This window comes from Candidatus Kuenenia sp., assembly GCF_027493735.1.
Classification (GTDB): domain Bacteria; phylum Planctomycetota; class Brocadiia; order Brocadiales; family Brocadiaceae; genus Kuenenia; species Kuenenia stuttgartiensis_A.
In genome coordinates, this window is sequence record NZ_JAOSKF010000019.1 from 247,642 (window position 1) to 262,832 (window position 15,191).

Sequence of the window (15,191 nt, forward strand, 5' to 3'; positions counted from 1 at the left end):
CAACTATTCATCTTGCATTACATTGTTTTTGAATTAGTATTGTCAGAAAAAGAAAAATAGGATAACAGAAGGTGGCGTGAGAATTCTTATAATTGTTCACAATGAATGGCGATGGAAATTTAGCTTTCGTTAATTCTAAAAAAATTTTATGAATTAGAACAAATTACTTTATCGAATTGTTTCTTAGAGAAGATACCCAGGTACACTGGCAAACTTTTACCGACTTTTTTTGCGCAGACAGCGTAACATTTCTTGTTCTGTACCAGTGTACCCGCGTCTGCGCGTTTTTTGCCCGGTATTGAAACACATTACTTTTTACCACTTTTTTCCGGAAAGGAGGCACCTGATGTGTATGGATAAAGGGTGCTATTTGCCGCCAGGTGTTTATTATGTTCGAGGCGAGAATAGGTGTATGTTTGATAGTTTGTTACATGATTGGGAATCGCCGGATGTTATCAAAAACATTCCAATGCCTCCTTTTGTGGTATCAGAAAAAAGTGGGAGGGATAAATAGTGTGAAGTTGTGTTGAAAAATGAAAACGTATCTCTCCCCCGAGAGGGTAATGGTTATATAATTCCATAAACCACTGTTGATGTTTTAGATCCTTAGTGTATGTTCTTTTGATTATCTCAAAGGAGTCATTCTCCCTGACTCGTACTACAAAAGAGACTTATTTTTAGGTTATCATATCAAGAAAACTCTATGTTGCAGAAGCGGTATCAAGACAATAGAGCTTATCCGCGTTCTTGTTTAAGCGCTTCCTGATAAAGAAATACAATGACGCTTCATGCCTGATTCTGTGTGAAAGCAGACACTTGTTTCTTAATTGCAAGACGAGAAAGAAATCTACTGACTCCATGTTCTCCTATGTGTAACGGATGCCGCTTTCCATGAAAAATGATAAAGCGTTTAATCCCGTTAACACACCTCTTTTCTGTTCCCATGCTATAGCGCTTTACCCGGTTTGCATCATGCACCTCATCAAGTAATGTAGGTTTAGACTTAGAGGTAATTTTTACTTTGAAAAAAAATATTGCAGTATTTAGATAATTTAAGATATATTACCGGCAAAATATTCGTGAACGTTATTATATGCCCGAATAGCCGTATAATAAGTCACCGGTGAAAATATTAGCCGTACTAATAGCCGTCTTATAAGACGGCTATTAGTACGGCTAATTCATGTTATAACATATGGAAATGAAATTTACCGATACTGAACGCGAAGTGATTATTATTAAGGCTGTCAAAGAGCTTATTGATGAAATGGTTAATTTTGAAATAGGGAACGTGATAGGAAATGATCCTTATTCTCAATTTCAATTTTCGTCAAGGACCCATAAAAAATTTTTCAATATCATTCTTGTCGATTTCCTCTCGTGTTCTGATAAAAAGGTATTAGGTGAACAATCAACTTATCTTAGTGCTCTCCAATCAGTTTGTGATTCACCCAAATTTGAACAAAACAACTCAATCGAAAACCTTAAAAATTGTGTCAGCGATTTTAGGCAATGGCTTTCAATAGAAGTTGTTGTGGAAAAAATATGGCTCCCTTCAATAGAATTAGAAACCAATTTATCTATAAAAAGAGTCGAGTTTATTAAAATTTGTGGAAATATCTCAAAACATAATTTCAGCCGCCTTTCGGGGGTAGTAAAAGAGTTACAAACAATATTCAATAGAAACGGAATTACTTTAAGCGATGATAACGCGCTGGTTATTATTGAAGAATTTTATCAATGGTTTCATGATGATATCTTTTCTTATCATAGCAGTGCGATAGCTGAGTTTCTCAATAATATAAGGTGGGGTATCTATGAGTATCTTCAACCAGAATTCCACCGCCCCATAGTTTATGAACCAAGCAAAGATATTAAAAGGTATCACTACACATATCCAGACGAAATAAAGGGTGATTTTGCTAAACATTGTTATTGGGAATTAATGAATGACATAAGGTCAAAACCATATATGAAGAAATTTCAAGTAACTGAATATTTAAAAATGAGATATTAAAGTTATAACCAAGCGTTACCGCGGACGCGTTGACCCGCGCCGCCGAACTTCCCGTTATGTTAAAGAAGTGATAATAACGTTTGACATTATTAACGAGATGCAATACTATCTTATAAATGATAAAAAACTTTGCTTGCAAAGAAACAGAGAAAATATTCAATCGTCGAATATCACTCAAACTTCCACGGGATATACAAAAAACTGCCCGAAGAAAACTTGAAATACTTGAAGGTGCTGAAATCCTGATGGATTTACGTATACCACCGAATAATCATCTTGAAAAACTATCGAAAGATAGGAATGGGCAATATAGTATCCGTATTAATGATCAATGGCGTATATGTTTTGAATGGCGTGGAGGAGATGCTTACAACGTTGAAATAGTAGATTATCATTAGGAGGTAACGATGGCAAAAAAGATATTAGATCCAATTCATCCAGGTGAAATTCTGATGGAAGAATTTCTCAAACCCATGGGTATTAGTCAGTACCGGCTGGCTAAAGATATTAATGTACCTGCACGCAGAATAAATGAGATTGTTCAGGGCAAACGTTCTGTAACTCCAGATACAGCTTTAAGACTATCAAGGTTTTTTGGTCTTTCAGAAAGGTTTTGGATAAATCTTCAAGCAAGATATGATCTTGAAATAGAAAAAGATAGATTAAAGAATCGCCTTGATGAAGAGGTGCATGTTTACACTTCTGCAATGTGAACATTGCGGTGGTCTGAGGAATTCGCGGGGTCAAACCTAACCTATTGACAATAAAGTGTTTTCCACCAAAACGATCATACATTTAAGATTTTGATGGCTCTGTTTTGTCAGGCTTGACATTCCTTAACACTTTTTCATAGTAATCTTAACAGGGTTTAAGTGGATATAACGCGAAAGCCCTAAAAGACAGGAATCCTTTTCAACAAGAATTGCCTTCTATCGTCCCTCACAGAGCTATCCGGAGCGATTATGCTATCGACTCTTTTGTCAATAGATAAGGTTTGACTCCATCGGTTTGACTACTGGAATATTCATCTTCTTCTGTGCACGTATAGCATTAATCTCTTCTTTTAATGATACTTTTAAAACTTTCTTGTACAAAAATACAAGTGCGTTCATAGCCTGGTTCTGGGTAGAAGGGGCAACGCCAGATTTCACGGCAAGGTGGATCAAAAATTGCTCTATTTTTTCTTCACTGTCCTTTAAATCCTCTCTACTGGTCATTCGGTGGTATTTTGAATATATCGTTTAATCCAATCACAGTATGATCGTTCTGTATGGATGGAATAATGCTTAAGCCTCATTATATCTTTCACTTCATCGAGCAACCTTTTCTCTTTTTTGATTGACATCTTTTTCTCCTAAGCTATATTGTCTATGAAGTAAAATTATAAGGTAATTTTTTACATAATAATTTTACCTGATAATAGTACTTTTATCAAGTTATCAGGGCAATTGATTGTGATAATCAATGGTTGGGCGTTTTAAATACAAATAAATGGACCAAACAATGAAAGACACCCTTACCGAAGATGATTTGTATCAACACATATTCGAATCAAAAATTTTTTCGAATTGGCACTACTACGCATATCATTTTGATTATCGCCGTAGGGGTTCTGATCATCCATTTGCACAATCAATTGTCAATGCATGTATAGACTGTAATAAAAAACTACCCGGTTTTGCTAAGGGATTTATTGATGCAATAGCATCCATTTCTGGGCGAGAAAAATATGAGTCACACTACGAACAGTTATTACAAAGAATTTCAGAACTTCATGTTATCCATAAATTATTAACATACGAGTGGCCGTTTGAAGCAATTTTTCAGTGGGAACCAACAACCCAAACAAGTAAAAAAAAACCAGAGTTGAACATTGAAGGAGGAAGCAAAACATTTGGTATTGAAGTTAAAGCACCGTCCTTGCTTTCGCATATCAAAATTCTACAAAGCAACCCGACCCAGCTCTCTGCTCGAAATTTCACAAATGATGAAATTGAGCAGTTACCAGATGCCGAAAAAGGAATTACTTACCCTCGCGATAATCCTTTGAAGGATTTTCTTATAAGTGCAGAGAGTAAGTTTAGGCCTTTCAAAGAAGAAAATCCTGAGTTCAGTGGAGTCCTTGTCGTTGTCTGGGATGATTTTATTTACGAACCCATTTCTGCTTTACTCCACGAGAAGAGTGGTCTTTTTACTCCAAACTCCTTTGACCCAGATAAAAATACATTTCCAAATGTAGATGGGGTTGTGTTAATTAGACATTTGCACCAATTAATGAGGGCTGCAGGTGACAGACCTTTAGATTATGGACGGGACGGTGAATATCCTCCCAAAGTTTTTATATCAAACCCATATGGCAATGGTGTTTCAAAGTCTCTACTTGAGTGCCTACAGGCATATACACCAAGTAAAGAAATGGGGGCAGAATACTCAACATCTGATTTGATTTGGTGGAGTTAGCGCCCAACAAAAAAATGCAGGGGACGCAAAAAGCCGCGCCTCTGATTTAAACGCTAGCGAGGTAAATCCATGCATTTGATAACAATAATAGGGATCATATTTATAGCTGTTGGCACGATCCTTACTTATGTCGGTCAAAATATTAGTATTAAGGCTGATGTGGCCCAACTGCAGGAAAGTATTGGGAAAAAGAATGCCAGGATCGACGGTCTTGTTAAAAGCAATGACGATCTTCTTGTTAAAATTGATCAATATCAAAAGACTGTAACAGAAAAAGATCAAAAAATTGAAGAGTTAAAGGCTGAGGTCGGCAAACTTAGCCTTACTTCACCGAAACTGCTTCCGGATGGTAGGATTGCGGCAAGTAAAGGTGTTTCTTATTTATCAGAATATAGTGAGGCGGCTGGCAACGTGAGAAACCTTTTTAACGATGGTAAATATGATGAAGCTTATGCAATAGCAGAGGGTCTCATGAAAAAAATCCCTGACTTCGGCTTGGCATATTTCCTAATGGGAACAATTGATATTCAACGTGGGAATATGCCCGAAGGGGAAAGTTTTCTTTTAAAATCTATTCAACTTGAACTGACAAATAGAGATAAGGCTTGGGCCTTCCATAATTTAGGTATTGCAGCTTTACGCCAACAAAATATAGGTAAAGCAATTGATTACCTGAAAAAAGCTATTGAAATCAATCCGGATATGGAAGAGAGCAAAAAAACATTATCTTCCATAGAAAAGCAAATGGGAAACGACTGAACAGAATCATATAAAAATCGCTAACCAGCGGCTGCACTTGACCCGCGAACATCGGCGGGTCTCTGAACAAAGTCACCTTTATTAACTTCGGCCATGTTATCGGTCGTGACCGGCGGGCAAGTGAGCTGGGTCGTTAGCCTAAGAGAGAAAACTCAAAGAATTGCAAAATTTTTAAAGAACGATTGAATTTGAAGAAAAATCAATGGCCAAATTGGTGGGATTGGGAATTGGAGCTATGCCCACATGTGCTAAAACGTATGATTGATCGTCAATTTAATGAGATTGATCTGAGAAAGATGTTACATCATGCGAAATCGTATCACCAGGACATAATAGAAGGACGTTGGATTATTACGACACATCACTTGCAACATCCCTGGGAAGTTATTGTTGAACCAGATAGTACTTCGAATTTACTCGTAGTCATTACTGCATATCCAGTTTGGGAGGAATGAAATGAAAGAGCCATATCTTGAAGTAACATTTCGTCACGGTCAGCCACTTGCTGCATATCTGTATTTACCACGTCAGCAAGGGGAGAAAAGCCGTAAAACTGCTAAGGCGGGTCAGGGACTAATTATTGATTTTGGTGAAAGCGGTAATCCTATAGGTATTGAGATCACGGCGCCATCCAATGTAACTGCTGATGATATTAACTGTGTATTGGTAAAGCTTGGGTTGTCGAGAATCAGCAATAAAGAGTTGGCGCCGCTACACGCGGCGTGAGGAATTATTGACTAACAATCCCATCCAGCCGACGCCAAAAAGCGTTGCGGCTGATGGGCGCCATTGGGCAACAAAGGATGTGATGTGATAAGCGCCTGATGCTATCATGTTAGACCGTAGTGTTTACTCCGAATAGTTACAAAAACTCAAGCAGAGGGCACTGTTCACACACCCTTTTGGGTTTGCAAAACAACTTTCCGATGTTCACGATCAGGGCATGGTATTCATTGAATAATTTAGTGTCTTCGGGGAGGTTGTCTTCAAAAAAAGATTTCATTTCATCGTAAGCGCTTTCTTCAGGAACAAGGCCGTGCCGCGAAAATATCCTGTGCGTATAGGCGTCTATGACAAAAGTAGGCATATTGCCTGCGTAAAGCAGAATCGAATCCGCCGTTTCCGGTCCAATGCCGTTTATGCTAAGCAATTCTTCACGAAGCGTCCGGCAGTCCTGATGAAACATGGCGGTGAGATTGCCCTCATATTTTGAAAACAGCCAGTTGACAAATGTTTTAACACGCTTTGCCTTGACATTAAAAAACCCTGAAGGCCTGACCAGTTCCGCCAGTTCCGGCAAACTTAGCGAATGTATTCCCTTTGGGGTAAGTTTGTTTACTTTTTTTATATTATTGATAGCCTTTTCAACATTTGACCAATTGGTATTCTGGGTCAATATAGCGCCAATGATAATTTCAAACGGTGTTTCTCCAGGCCACCATTGTTGAGGTCCCAGAGAATCGTACATTTTGCGGTATATTTTCAATAGGGTATTTTTTTTACTCATTTTCAGAGCCAAGTCTTGAAAGAATGCCCATTCTGAGCAGGGGGAACATGATTTCGTGGTGTCCGGTGAGTGCGTATCCGGTACGGGTAGGCCTTTTTAATACATTGGTTTGCGGCCGGTAGTGCTGGATCATGTCCATGTTTACCGTTACAAAATTTTCCACTTTGTTCCCCACGTTTCTTGCTATGGTAAGCGCTTTAAGAAACACCTCCGGCATGATGACAGCAGACCCAACGTTGAGCCAGACGCCACCCTCCAAATCGGATACTATTGAAGCAAGTATCCTGAAATCAATATGACTGGATTCGCCCATGTCTTTGCCTGAAATGTTAGGATGCATGTAAATAGTGTCTGTGCCGAACGCAACATGTACGGTGGACGGGATATCCAGTTTCGCACTCCAGGCCAATAAACTCAGATCGGTATAGGCTTTGTTATCCGCAATAATCTTTTCTCCCATTGCCCTTCCCAATCCGATGCCCTCAGTTGCTCCCCTTGAAGAGGCTATTTGAAATGCTTCAGGAGTTTCTTTTGTCATTCCAAAGCTTCCATCCCTCAGACTTTCTGCCACATCTTCCGAGGTTGCGCCGATCAGTGATATTTCGTAATCGTGAATAGCGGCAGCCCCATTCATTGCAAGGGCGGTTATAATATTCCGTTTCATCAAATCAATAATGAGCGGTGACAAACCGCATTTGATTACGTGCGCCCCAAATGACATTACCACCGGACGCTTATTCTGTCGCGCCAGGACTATTGCATCAATAACCTTGCGCAGATTTGCCGAAGCCAGTATTTCTGGCAAAGATTCGAAAAAGGCCTTTATTCCGTCAGTGGGTTCTGTTGGTTTGGCAAAAAGATGAATATTGGAAAGATTCTGTCGTTCTGTTATTGAATAGGTACTAATCTTTCCAAGATCTAAAGGAGTATATTTCCTGATTTCGCAATGATGCTGATTTTCCATCTATTGTTCCTGGCATTAATGAGACAAAACAAGAAATATTGTAACACTTAGGTACAGGGTGGTACGGACAAACTTGTTTGTCCGTGCCACCCTGTTTTTAATCTGTGCAATCGTTCGACTGAGATCACGACGAAGTCTGTGAAATCTGTGGTTCCCTTAAGTTCCCCTGGATTATGGGGCAATGATTGCGTCTACAGGACAAACGCTGACGCAATTTCCGCAGTCAGTACAGGTACTTTCATCAATTACCCGCACATCTCCTGCTTCAGAAATAGCCTCTACCGGACATTCGCTTTCACATGCGGCACAATTTATACATTCTTCATTAATACTATGAGCCATTTATTCTTTTCCTTTCAATTTAATTTCTCATCTAACTTTTTATGCAAAATTTCACTTCCTTTTGTAATACAAATCTCCATCTTCAGCGTTAATACCGGTAACGTCCAGCGGGCAAGGTCTTTTCCTAGTTTTACACGGTCTTTTTGCGTAATGACGACTGCATCGGGAGAGGCGCATCTGGCTTCGCCGTTTAAAATATGCAGATCCGAAGGAGTATATGCGTGATGGTCTGGAAATTCATGGAAACCAACCAGTATCGCTCCTAAACTCTCAAGGCTTTTCCTGAACGATAACGGATTTCCGATTGCGCAGAAAGCAAAAACCTTCTTTCCGGCCAACCATTCAGTACCAAACGATTTTTCATCGGCTGCTAAAACCAGACGCACTGGTTTGTGGATTGATTCTATTACGGGAACATCTCTTGCAATTTCACGGAGCCGGTTGATTACCGTCTGTTTTTTTTCAGGGCTAATTTGGTCTGTATGAGTCAATAGAAACAGATCTGACCTTCTTAATCCTTCCAATGGTTCTCTTAATAATCCACGGGGCAAAGTGTATTCGTATCCAAAAGGCTCCAGTGTATCAATAAGAACAATGTCCATATCCCGTAAAAGCCGTAGGTGCTGAAAACCATCATCCAGCAACAAGCACTCTGCCTGACGGCGATTTATGGCTTCCCAGCCGCTTTTTACCCGGTCTTTTCCCAATATATTCATTATGCCGGGGATATTCTCTTTAAATAAGAGGTGTTCATCATTGCACATTTCATTGCTTGCAGCATCTTTTCCCTGTTGCATCATTGGCGCGTATCCGCGGCTTATGATAATAACCCTTTTGCCTTTTTTCCCAGCATATTTTGCCAGGTATTCAACAACAGGGGTTTTCCCCGTTCCGCCTGTAGTAATATTTCCGACGCTGATTACTGGCACGGGCAGCCGGTATGTTTTCAAAATGCCTTTTCTGTAAAAAAAAATACGAGTTTTTATGGAAAACCCGTATATTTTCGATAACAGATAGAGCATTTGCCGGAGAATCTCAGGCAGTATGCCGGAAAGCTCTTTCCTTATCAAACACAAATAATATTTTTTTATTGAAGATGTGGACAAGGCAAAGCTGGATTAATTACTGTGTCGATAGTTTATTGTATGAAGGCTTTGGTAGGGGGGGGACTATTTTAATGGAACCGACCAATACGCTTCGTCCAAAAATTGTTTCCACGATTCATATTTTTCAAACCGGAGTTTCAATCTCAATACAGGGCTGTGTTTTGGTTTTACGGGTATTCTGGTCAACTTCATTCCCGCCTGTTCAGGAGTCCTGCCGCCTTTTCTTTTGTTGCATTCAGTACATGCACATACCACGTTTTCCCACGTGGTTTTTCCGTCATGCGCCCTTGGTATAACATGATCAAAACTTAATTCTGAAACCGGAAAACGTTTGCTGCAGTATTGACATTTATTTTCATCTCTGGCAAAAATATTCCTTCTGTTAAATTTCAAAGAAGATTGAGGAAATTTGTCGTATGTTAAGAGCCGGATAATCTTTGGCACCTCAATGGAAAAGGAAACAGTTTTTACCCAACTCGTAGTGTCGTCGTCTGTTAAACCGAGCGAGACCTTGTACGAAGAAACATCCCTCCAGCTTTCAAAATTATAGGAATTATATTTTCCCTCATCCACGGAAACAACCTCAGCAATGTGCTTACATAGCAATGTGAATGCCCGTTTCGCAGAGATTACATGGAGCGCCATGAAAAACTTGTTTAATACGAGCACGCTTGATTCCAGGCTAACGGCTTGTTGCATACTATCGCTTCCTCAATTACCTACAAACAACGAATTTAAAAGAGATATTTATCGCGATGTAAATCAGGAGAGGCTTGCCACTTTTAAAAAGTATAACAGCCTAAACAAGCTAATTCAAGGGAATTGTAATGCCCTAAACTGGCATAGCCAGAACCAAACAAGTAAGGTATAAAAAATACTAAACTCGAAGTACAAAATATGAAACAAATTGTAATGACAAAACATAAAATTCGAAACAAATCCAAAACATACCTGTCTGCATGCGACAACGCAGAGGCAGGCAACAATATTAAGCATGAAATGCGAGATATGAAAGATGCATTTGTTCAGAAGTTCAAATTATTTTGTCATTAGAATTTGTTTCGGATTTAGTATTTAGCATTCCGGATTTCACCATTAAATATTTTGCCAAAAAACACGCACTGACGAATGGAAGTGTGCAAAGAAGTTACTGATAAGGCGCTAAGGTACTAAACGGCTCCATAACATCATATCCCCTGCCCGGAGAGAATGATTTTTTAATACACAGAACGACAAATTTTTTTGCCTGCCGAACAGCTTCCGCGATGCCGCATCCTTTCGCAAGATACGCTGCGATTGCGGAGGCATAGACGCATCCGGTACCATGGACATGTTTTGCGGGGAGATACTCGCCTTCAATATATGCAAAGGATTTTCCAGTGTACAAAATATCAATTACCGTATTGCTGCTCTTTATATCACTTGAATGCAGAGCATGGCCGCCTTTTATTAGTACGTTTGCGGGGCCGAGTTTGTGTATGTATTTTGCAGCCTTTTCTGCATCTGTGATATTTTGAATTTTTATGCCCGAAATATGTGCGGCTTCCGGAATATTTGGCGTAACGATGAAAGCCAAGGGAAACAATTGAGAGATCAAGGCCGGAATGGCATCTTCGGCCAATAGTGCCGCTCCATTTTTTGACAGCATGACGGGATCGACGACAACAGGTGAAAGCGCATAATGTTTGAGCCTGGAGGCAACCGTTTCAATGATATCCTTGCTGTACAACATTCCTGTTTTGACGATGTCGGCGCCAGTATCGGATACTACTGCGTCAATTTGCCGCGCAACAAAGGAAGCAGGAATTTCATAGACGGCATGTACTCCCAGCGTGTTTTGTGCCGTTAACGCGGTGATTGCAGTGGCCGCATATCCTCCCAATGCCGCGATGGTTTTCATGTCCGCCTGTATACCCGCTCCGCCAATACTATCGGAGCCGGCTATCGTAAGCGCTTTAAATAAAGGAATTGCTTGTTTATTCATTTTTCATGGTGTTTTTTCAAAAAGCTAAACGGTTACAAAAAAAGGTAACACTTTAGCTTTTTGAAAAATTCCGGGAAAAAAGGAGAACCCCGAAGGGGTAATATGATTATAGAAAAACACGGTAAAACCACGCCTAATCCCGAAGGGATGACATAATCGCCACTGTCCGGTGTTTCATGAAAGATAAAATTATATCACCCCTTCGGAGTTAATTATGGGTTTTTTGTATAATTTCTGGTTTTTTTTCTAAAATACTCTCTGATTGTGCCTTTGCATGGTAAGAGCTTCTTACCAGGGGGCCGGACTCAACACAACGGAAACCCATTTTTTCTCCTTCCCGTTGTAATCTTTCAAACTCCATAGGTGTATAATACCGTTTAGCAGGTAAGGCGTTTTTATTTGGACGAAGATACTGTCCCAACGTTATTATTTCACAACCGGTATTTTTAATATCGTGTAGAACCTCTGTTATCTCATCCCATTGTTCTCCCAATCCCAGCATGATCCCTGATTTTGTTGGCATAAGCAGCCTCTCTTCACTTGCAATACGCAATAATTGCAGTGATCTTTCATAATCAGCCCCAGGTCTTACTATTGGATACAAACGGCGAACAGTTTCTATATTATGATTTAAAACATCAGGCCTTGCATCCAATACCGTCCATAACGCATCAACGGAACCCCCAAAATCAGGAATCAATACTTCCACCTTGCAATCATTAACAAAATCACGAACACATTGAATCGTTTGTGCAAAGATGCCCGCACCGCCGTCTGTGATATCATCCCTGGTTACTGATGTGATAACGACATATTTTAATCCCATTTTCCTGACAGCCGTAGCGACCCGATATGGTTCTTCTTCATCCAGTGTCGCAGCGGTTCCTTTTGTAACGGCACAATACCCGCATTTTCTGGTACATACACCGCCCAGTATTAGAAACGTTGCCGTTTTTTGATTGTAGCATTCGCCGATATTGGGGCACAAAGCCGCATCGCACACGGTCTGCAACCGATATTCCTGCAGTATCTCCCTTATTTCCGTGAAACCTTTACCTGACGGGAATTTTGCCCTTATCCAAGGAGGTCTCATATTGTTTCCCAATCTATCAAAATGTCATTGCAGATGCTTATTTATGTATATCGCCTTTTTTCGCATTATTTATGAAATCGCATTCATCTGTGCCGTGTTACCCCTGCTTTTTTACAATAACTATTTACCGGGCAAAGACTGCATTTCGGTGAAATTGGGACACAAATATTCTGACCGTAAGTAACGAGAAGATCATTGATACACAACCAATATTTTGCGGGGAGTTTTTTGCGGAGGGCACATTCAGTTTCTGCCGGAGTTTTTGTCTTTATGTAGCCCCAACGATTAGTAATCCTATGCACATGGACGTCAACGCAAATCCCCGGTTTTTTGTATCCCAGGGAAACTACCAAATTTGCTGTTTTTCGTCCAACGCCGTTTAGTTTCAACAGCTCATCTATTTCATCGGGGACTTTACCTTCGTAATCTTTTGTAAGTGTTTCACAAATTTCCTGAATAGTGACCGCTTTTCTCCGGTAGAAACCTACCGGATAGATTAGTTTTTCCAGTTTTTGCGAAGGGATCTTTTTCATATCTTCGGGATTATCCGCAATCGCAAAGAGCCGTTCTGAGGCTGCTCTGGTGGTTTGATCTTTTGTCCGCAAACTTAAAAGGCAGGATATCAATACGTGAAAAGGAGTTCGTTTCCTGGAAATAGTTGTAACGGCAGGCTCGGCAAACTCTTTGTTTTTATGCTTTATTTTGGAGAGAACTATGTCGATATCAAACAAATGCACAACCCTTCAATTCAATGAAAAAACGGCAATAGGTAAATGCGCTACCTATTGCCGTCTTCCTATTTATATATTTCTTATTTAAACCTCTTTCGTCAACTGCACGTTATTTTTTACGTTCGGCGAAAAGCTTGTCATAAACAATGCCTGCCGCAATACCGCCAAGTATTGGGCCTATCCACCAAACGTAATGATTAGTAAATTGGCCAGAAGCAATCGCAGGGCCAAAAACGCGTACAGGATTCATTGCCCCGCCACTAATTGTCCCGCCAACCAGCGAGCCAAACAATACTACCAACCCAACCGCTAGTCCGGCAAAACCCCCAGAAGCCCTTTTATCTACGAGTGTCCCATAGATGGTAAAGATCAGGAGGAACGATATAATAAATTCCATCAGTATGCCTCTTTCAATGGAGACGCCTGCGGCTAGTGTGCTCGTCCCTAGATGAATACTACTTAATGCGTCAGGAAAAATAGTTCGCAATGCAAACCCGCCTAAAATAGCTCCGCCGATCTGAGAAATTATGTACATAATTGCAGTGTTAGGCTCCATTCTTTTCGTGATCCAAAAAGATATTGTTACTGCAGGGTTAATATGGGAACCAGACACATAGCCCATGGCATAAATAACGGCAATTACCACGACACCATAAGCAATTGAAATTCCCAGAAGCCCAAAACCTTGCCCGCCAGACTGCTTCAAATAAAAATCAGCGCACACAGCGCCAGCGGCAATGAAAACCAATGCAAATGTACCAACAAATTCGGCTAAATACTTTTTGTATGCATCCATTCAGTTATCTCCTGTAAGTTATTTTCAAGATTTAGCAAGGATATTTACCAATCGGCATTCTCTCCCATTATTTCATAAATCTTTTACAGTATCCGGTTTCCTCGTCAATAAAATATACCTAACTGTTCAAAAGTTATGAGTTTGAGACAAATTATCACAATAAAAGAATGGTGTCAAGAAAAAATAGACTAAAAAATGTAACTTCTCAACAAGTTGTGGTTGGTGATAATCGGGTAGGGCATGGCATTGCCTGACAGGATAATTCAAAAGAAATTACTGATAAGATACCAATAGCTCCATCACCACAATTTATTGAGCAATTACATTTTCGACCCTCATCTCATATGCAGTAATAAAATACCGTAAATGCAGTATATTTACTGCATTTATTTGATCTAAGCCTGTAACGGCAACAAACTACATGTTCTCTATTTAATTTATAACTAACTGTATTTAAAGTATTTATAAAATATGTTTTCAATTAAGAGTTTTTAGTTCTGAATGGAATAAGTTTTGTTACACTGTTACGATACCTTATGGTAATGCCTGAAAATTATTAATCTGCTTTTCTCAATTACCGCGAACGAATATTCATATTTGATCGTAACAGTTTAACGAAATTATTTCAAAAAGTAGCGTCCAGCCTTCGGGCTGGATGCGGATTTAAACAATGTAAATAAAGGAGATATTTGATTTGAAGATAAAACAATATTTACCCACAGTATTAACTATGGGCAATATTATGTGCGGTTTTCTGTCGATAATGTGTGTTTTAAATCAAAGGCTTGAAATAGCGGCATGGCTTATAATCGTTGCCATGATTCTCGACGGTTTTGATGGGAAACTTGCACGTTTGATGAATACCGCGAGCAAAACCGGGGCGCAATTAGATTCTATGGCAGATTTAGTGGCGTTTGGTATTGCGCCGGCTGTCCTTATGACGAAAATGTGCAATAACAGTCCTATCGTTATTTCATGGGGTTTTGGATTGTTTTTCATGATGTGCACCGCGTATCGTCTGGCAAGGTTTAACGCACAAAAAGAAGAGGCGATACAACTGCCCAGGCACTTTTTCACAGGTTTGCCATCAACGCTTGCAGGAGGAACGGTGGCACAGCTTTGCATACTCCATCACTTTATCTACACACGGTTTGGAACAGACATTATCGTGAATTTTTTACCGTTCATTGTTTTCACATTGGGTGTTTTAATGATAAGCAAAATCCCCTTTTTTAACATTACCTGCAAAATCGGGAAAAGACAGGGGATTAAGGCAGTTATTTTGGAGTTTTCCGCCGCTATTGTCTACTTTATCATCACGCCGGAGTTGGCGCTATCTTCCGCTTTAAGCTTTTATTTAATTATTTGCGGGGCATACGGTATTGTAAAAGGAAAACAGATAAAGGGCGCTCAGCCGGTTTAACAAAAGAAT

The 15,191-nt window shown here is 39.8% G+C and carries 20 protein-coding genes; 8 read left to right on the forward strand and 12 right to left on the reverse strand.

The window, feature by feature from the left end; translation table 11 throughout:
• Positions 1–701: 701 nt before the first annotated feature.
• Complete coding sequence (locus tag M5U24_RS12585; protein WP_169703313.1) at positions 702–860, reverse strand: hypothetical protein; 159 nt, start codon at positions 858–860, stop codon at positions 702–704.
• A 341-nt stretch (positions 861–1,201) separates the two neighbouring features.
• Here M5U24_RS12585 and M5U24_RS12590 point away from each other — a divergent pair, with 341 nt between their 5' ends.
• The 3 genes from M5U24_RS12590 (at position 1,202) to M5U24_RS12600 (ending at position 2,730) form a co-directional block, all read left to right on the forward strand.
• On the forward strand, positions 1,202–2,017 hold the full coding sequence (locus M5U24_RS12590) for a hypothetical protein (protein WP_157820795.1): 816 nt from the start codon (positions 1,202–1,204) through the stop codon (positions 2,015–2,017).
• Positions 2,018–2,133: 116 nt separating this feature from the next.
• Positions 2,134–2,415, forward strand: a complete 282-nt coding sequence (locus tag M5U24_RS12595) for a type II toxin-antitoxin system RelE/ParE family toxin (protein WP_099326908.1) — start codon at positions 2,134–2,136, stop codon at positions 2,413–2,415.
• Positions 2,416–2,424: 9 nt separating this feature from the next.
• On the forward strand, positions 2,425–2,730 hold the full coding sequence (locus M5U24_RS12600) for a HigA family addiction module antitoxin (RefSeq protein WP_099326907.1): 306 nt from the start codon (positions 2,425–2,427) through the stop codon (positions 2,728–2,730).
• A 267-nt stretch (positions 2,731–2,997) separates the two neighbouring features.
• On the opposite strand, the gene M5U24_RS12605 is transcribed toward M5U24_RS12600, so the two are convergent.
• A complete protein-coding gene (locus M5U24_RS12605; RefSeq protein ID WP_157820793.1) occupies positions 2,998–3,234 on the reverse strand; it encodes a phage integrase N-terminal SAM-like domain-containing protein in 237 nt (78 codons plus the stop codon).
• Complete coding sequence (locus tag M5U24_RS12610; protein WP_157820792.1) at positions 3,231–3,362, reverse strand: phage integrase N-terminal SAM-like domain-containing protein; 132 nt, start codon at positions 3,360–3,362, stop codon at positions 3,231–3,233. Before M5U24_RS12610 ends, M5U24_RS12605 begins: the two co-directional genes overlap by 4 nt.
• 158 nt (positions 3,363–3,520) lie before the next feature.
• Here M5U24_RS12610 and M5U24_RS12615 point away from each other — a divergent pair, with 158 nt between their 5' ends.
• From M5U24_RS12615 to M5U24_RS12630, 4 genes are all read left to right on the forward strand, one after another.
• Positions 3,521–4,477, forward strand: a complete 957-nt coding sequence (locus M5U24_RS12615) for a hypothetical protein (RefSeq protein WP_157820790.1) — start codon at positions 3,521–3,523, stop codon at positions 4,475–4,477.
• Positions 4,478–4,546: 69 nt separating this feature from the next.
• Positions 4,547–5,236: a tetratricopeptide repeat protein gene (locus tag M5U24_RS12620; protein WP_099326905.1), complete on the forward strand. Its 690-nt coding sequence runs from the start codon at positions 4,547–4,549 to the stop codon at positions 5,234–5,236.
• Between the two features lie 245 nt (positions 5,237–5,481).
• Positions 5,482–5,691, forward strand: a complete 210-nt coding sequence (locus tag M5U24_RS12625; protein ID WP_157820789.1) for a hypothetical protein — start codon at positions 5,482–5,484, stop codon at positions 5,689–5,691.
• Position 5,692: 1 nt separating this feature from the next.
• Positions 5,693–5,962 (forward strand): DUF2283 domain-containing protein, encoded by a 270-nt coding sequence (locus tag M5U24_RS12630; RefSeq protein WP_099326903.1) that lies wholly within the window; start codon positions 5,693–5,695, stop codon positions 5,960–5,962.
• Between the two features lie 136 nt (positions 5,963–6,098).
• On the opposite strand, the gene M5U24_RS12635 is transcribed toward M5U24_RS12630, so the two are convergent.
• The 9 genes from M5U24_RS12635 to M5U24_RS12675 all read right to left on the reverse strand — a co-directional run bounded on the left by M5U24_RS12635 (position 6,099) and on the right by M5U24_RS12675 (position 13,759).
• Positions 6,099–6,743 carry an endonuclease III domain-containing protein gene (locus M5U24_RS12635; RefSeq protein WP_099326902.1) on the reverse strand — a complete coding sequence of 215 codons (645 nt, stop codon included), beginning with the start codon at positions 6,741–6,743 and terminating at the stop codon, positions 6,099–6,101.
• The gene (locus M5U24_RS12640; RefSeq protein ID WP_099326901.1) at positions 6,736–7,707 is read right to left on the reverse strand and encodes a hypothetical protein; all 972 of its coding nucleotides are present in this window, start codon (positions 7,705–7,707) and stop codon (positions 6,736–6,738) included. The genes M5U24_RS12635 and M5U24_RS12640 overlap by 8 nt, the downstream gene beginning before the upstream one ends.
• Before the next feature lie 171 nt (positions 7,708–7,878).
• A complete protein-coding gene (locus M5U24_RS12645; RefSeq protein ID WP_099326900.1) occupies positions 7,879–8,049 on the reverse strand; it encodes a 4Fe-4S binding protein in 171 nt (56 codons plus the stop codon).
• Positions 8,050–8,063: 14 nt separating this feature from the next.
• Positions 8,064–9,119: a tetraacyldisaccharide 4'-kinase gene (gene lpxK, locus M5U24_RS12650; protein ID WP_157820783.1), complete on the reverse strand. Its 1,056-nt coding sequence runs from the start codon at positions 9,117–9,119 to the stop codon at positions 8,064–8,066.
• Between the two features lie 99 nt (positions 9,120–9,218).
• Complete coding sequence (locus M5U24_RS12655; RefSeq protein ID WP_099326898.1) at positions 9,219–9,854, reverse strand: HNH endonuclease; 636 nt, start codon at positions 9,852–9,854, stop codon at positions 9,219–9,221.
• Positions 9,855–10,302: 448 nt separating this feature from the next.
• Complete coding sequence (thiD, locus tag M5U24_RS12660; protein WP_099326897.1) at positions 10,303–11,139, reverse strand: bifunctional hydroxymethylpyrimidine kinase/phosphomethylpyrimidine kinase; 837 nt, start codon at positions 11,137–11,139, stop codon at positions 10,303–10,305.
• Between the two features lie 208 nt (positions 11,140–11,347).
• Complete coding sequence (gene lipA / locus M5U24_RS12665; protein WP_099326896.1) at positions 11,348–12,232, reverse strand: lipoyl synthase; 885 nt, start codon at positions 12,230–12,232, stop codon at positions 11,348–11,350.
• An 83-nt stretch (positions 12,233–12,315) separates the two neighbouring features.
• Positions 12,316–12,963 carry an endonuclease III gene (gene nth / locus M5U24_RS12670; protein ID WP_099326895.1) on the reverse strand — a complete coding sequence of 216 codons (648 nt, stop codon included), beginning with the start codon at positions 12,961–12,963 and terminating at the stop codon, positions 12,316–12,318.
• Positions 12,964–13,072: 109 nt separating this feature from the next.
• A complete protein-coding gene (locus M5U24_RS12675) occupies positions 13,073–13,759 on the reverse strand; it encodes an MIP family channel protein (protein WP_099326894.1) in 687 nt (228 codons plus the stop codon).
• A gap of 694 nt (positions 13,760–14,453) precedes the next feature.
• On the opposite strand from M5U24_RS12675, the gene pssA reads away from it, so the two are divergent.
• The gene (gene pssA, locus M5U24_RS12680; protein WP_157820782.1) at positions 14,454–15,182 is read left to right on the forward strand and encodes a CDP-diacylglycerol--serine O-phosphatidyltransferase; all 729 of its coding nucleotides are present in this window, start codon (positions 14,454–14,456) and stop codon (positions 15,180–15,182) included.
• Positions 15,183–15,191 lie beyond the last annotated feature (9 nt).

Coding starts and splice junctions, on each gene's coding strand:
- M5U24_RS12585 (WP_169703313.1), bottom strand. CDS start 860: ATGGAGTCAGTAGATTTCTTTCTCGTCTTGCAATTAAGAAACAAGTGT.
- M5U24_RS12590 (WP_157820795.1), top strand. CDS start 1,202: ATGAAATTTACCGATACTGAACGCGAAGTGATTATTATTAAGGCTGTC.
- M5U24_RS12595 (WP_099326908.1), top strand. CDS start 2,134: ATGATAAAAAACTTTGCTTGCAAAGAAACAGAGAAAATATTCAATCGT.
- M5U24_RS12600 (WP_099326907.1), top strand. CDS start 2,425: ATGGCAAAAAAGATATTAGATCCAATTCATCCAGGTGAAATTCTGATG.
- M5U24_RS12605 (WP_157820793.1), bottom strand. CDS start 3,234: ATGACCAGTAGAGAGGATTTAAAGGACAGTGAAGAAAAAATAGAGCAA.
- M5U24_RS12610 (WP_157820792.1), bottom strand. CDS start 3,362: ATGTCAATCAAAAAAGAGAAAAGGTTGCTCGATGAAGTGAAAGATATA.
- M5U24_RS12615 (WP_157820790.1), top strand. CDS start 3,521: ATGAAAGACACCCTTACCGAAGATGATTTGTATCAACACATATTCGAA.
- M5U24_RS12620 (WP_099326905.1), top strand. CDS start 4,547: ATGCATTTGATAACAATAATAGGGATCATATTTATAGCTGTTGGCACG.
- M5U24_RS12630 (WP_099326903.1), top strand. CDS start 5,693: ATGAAAGAGCCATATCTTGAAGTAACATTTCGTCACGGTCAGCCACTT.
- M5U24_RS12635 (WP_099326902.1), bottom strand. CDS start 6,743: ATGAGTAAAAAAAATACCCTATTGAAAATATACCGCAAAATGTACGAT.
- M5U24_RS12640 (WP_099326901.1), bottom strand. CDS start 7,707: ATGGAAAATCAGCATCATTGCGAAATCAGGAAATATACTCCTTTAGAT.
- M5U24_RS12645 (WP_099326900.1), bottom strand. CDS start 8,049: ATGGCTCATAGTATTAATGAAGAATGTATAAATTGTGCCGCATGTGAA.
- M5U24_RS12655 (WP_099326898.1), bottom strand. CDS start 9,854: ATGCAACAAGCCGTTAGCCTGGAATCAAGCGTGCTCGTATTAAACAAG.
- thiD (WP_099326897.1), bottom strand. CDS start 11,139: ATGAATAAACAAGCAATTCCTTTATTTAAAGCGCTTACGATAGCCGGC.
- lipA (WP_099326896.1), bottom strand. CDS start 12,232: ATGAGACCTCCTTGGATAAGGGCAAAATTCCCGTCAGGTAAAGGTTTC.
- M5U24_RS12675 (WP_099326894.1), bottom strand. CDS start 13,759: ATGGATGCATACAAAAAGTATTTAGCCGAATTTGTTGGTACATTTGCA.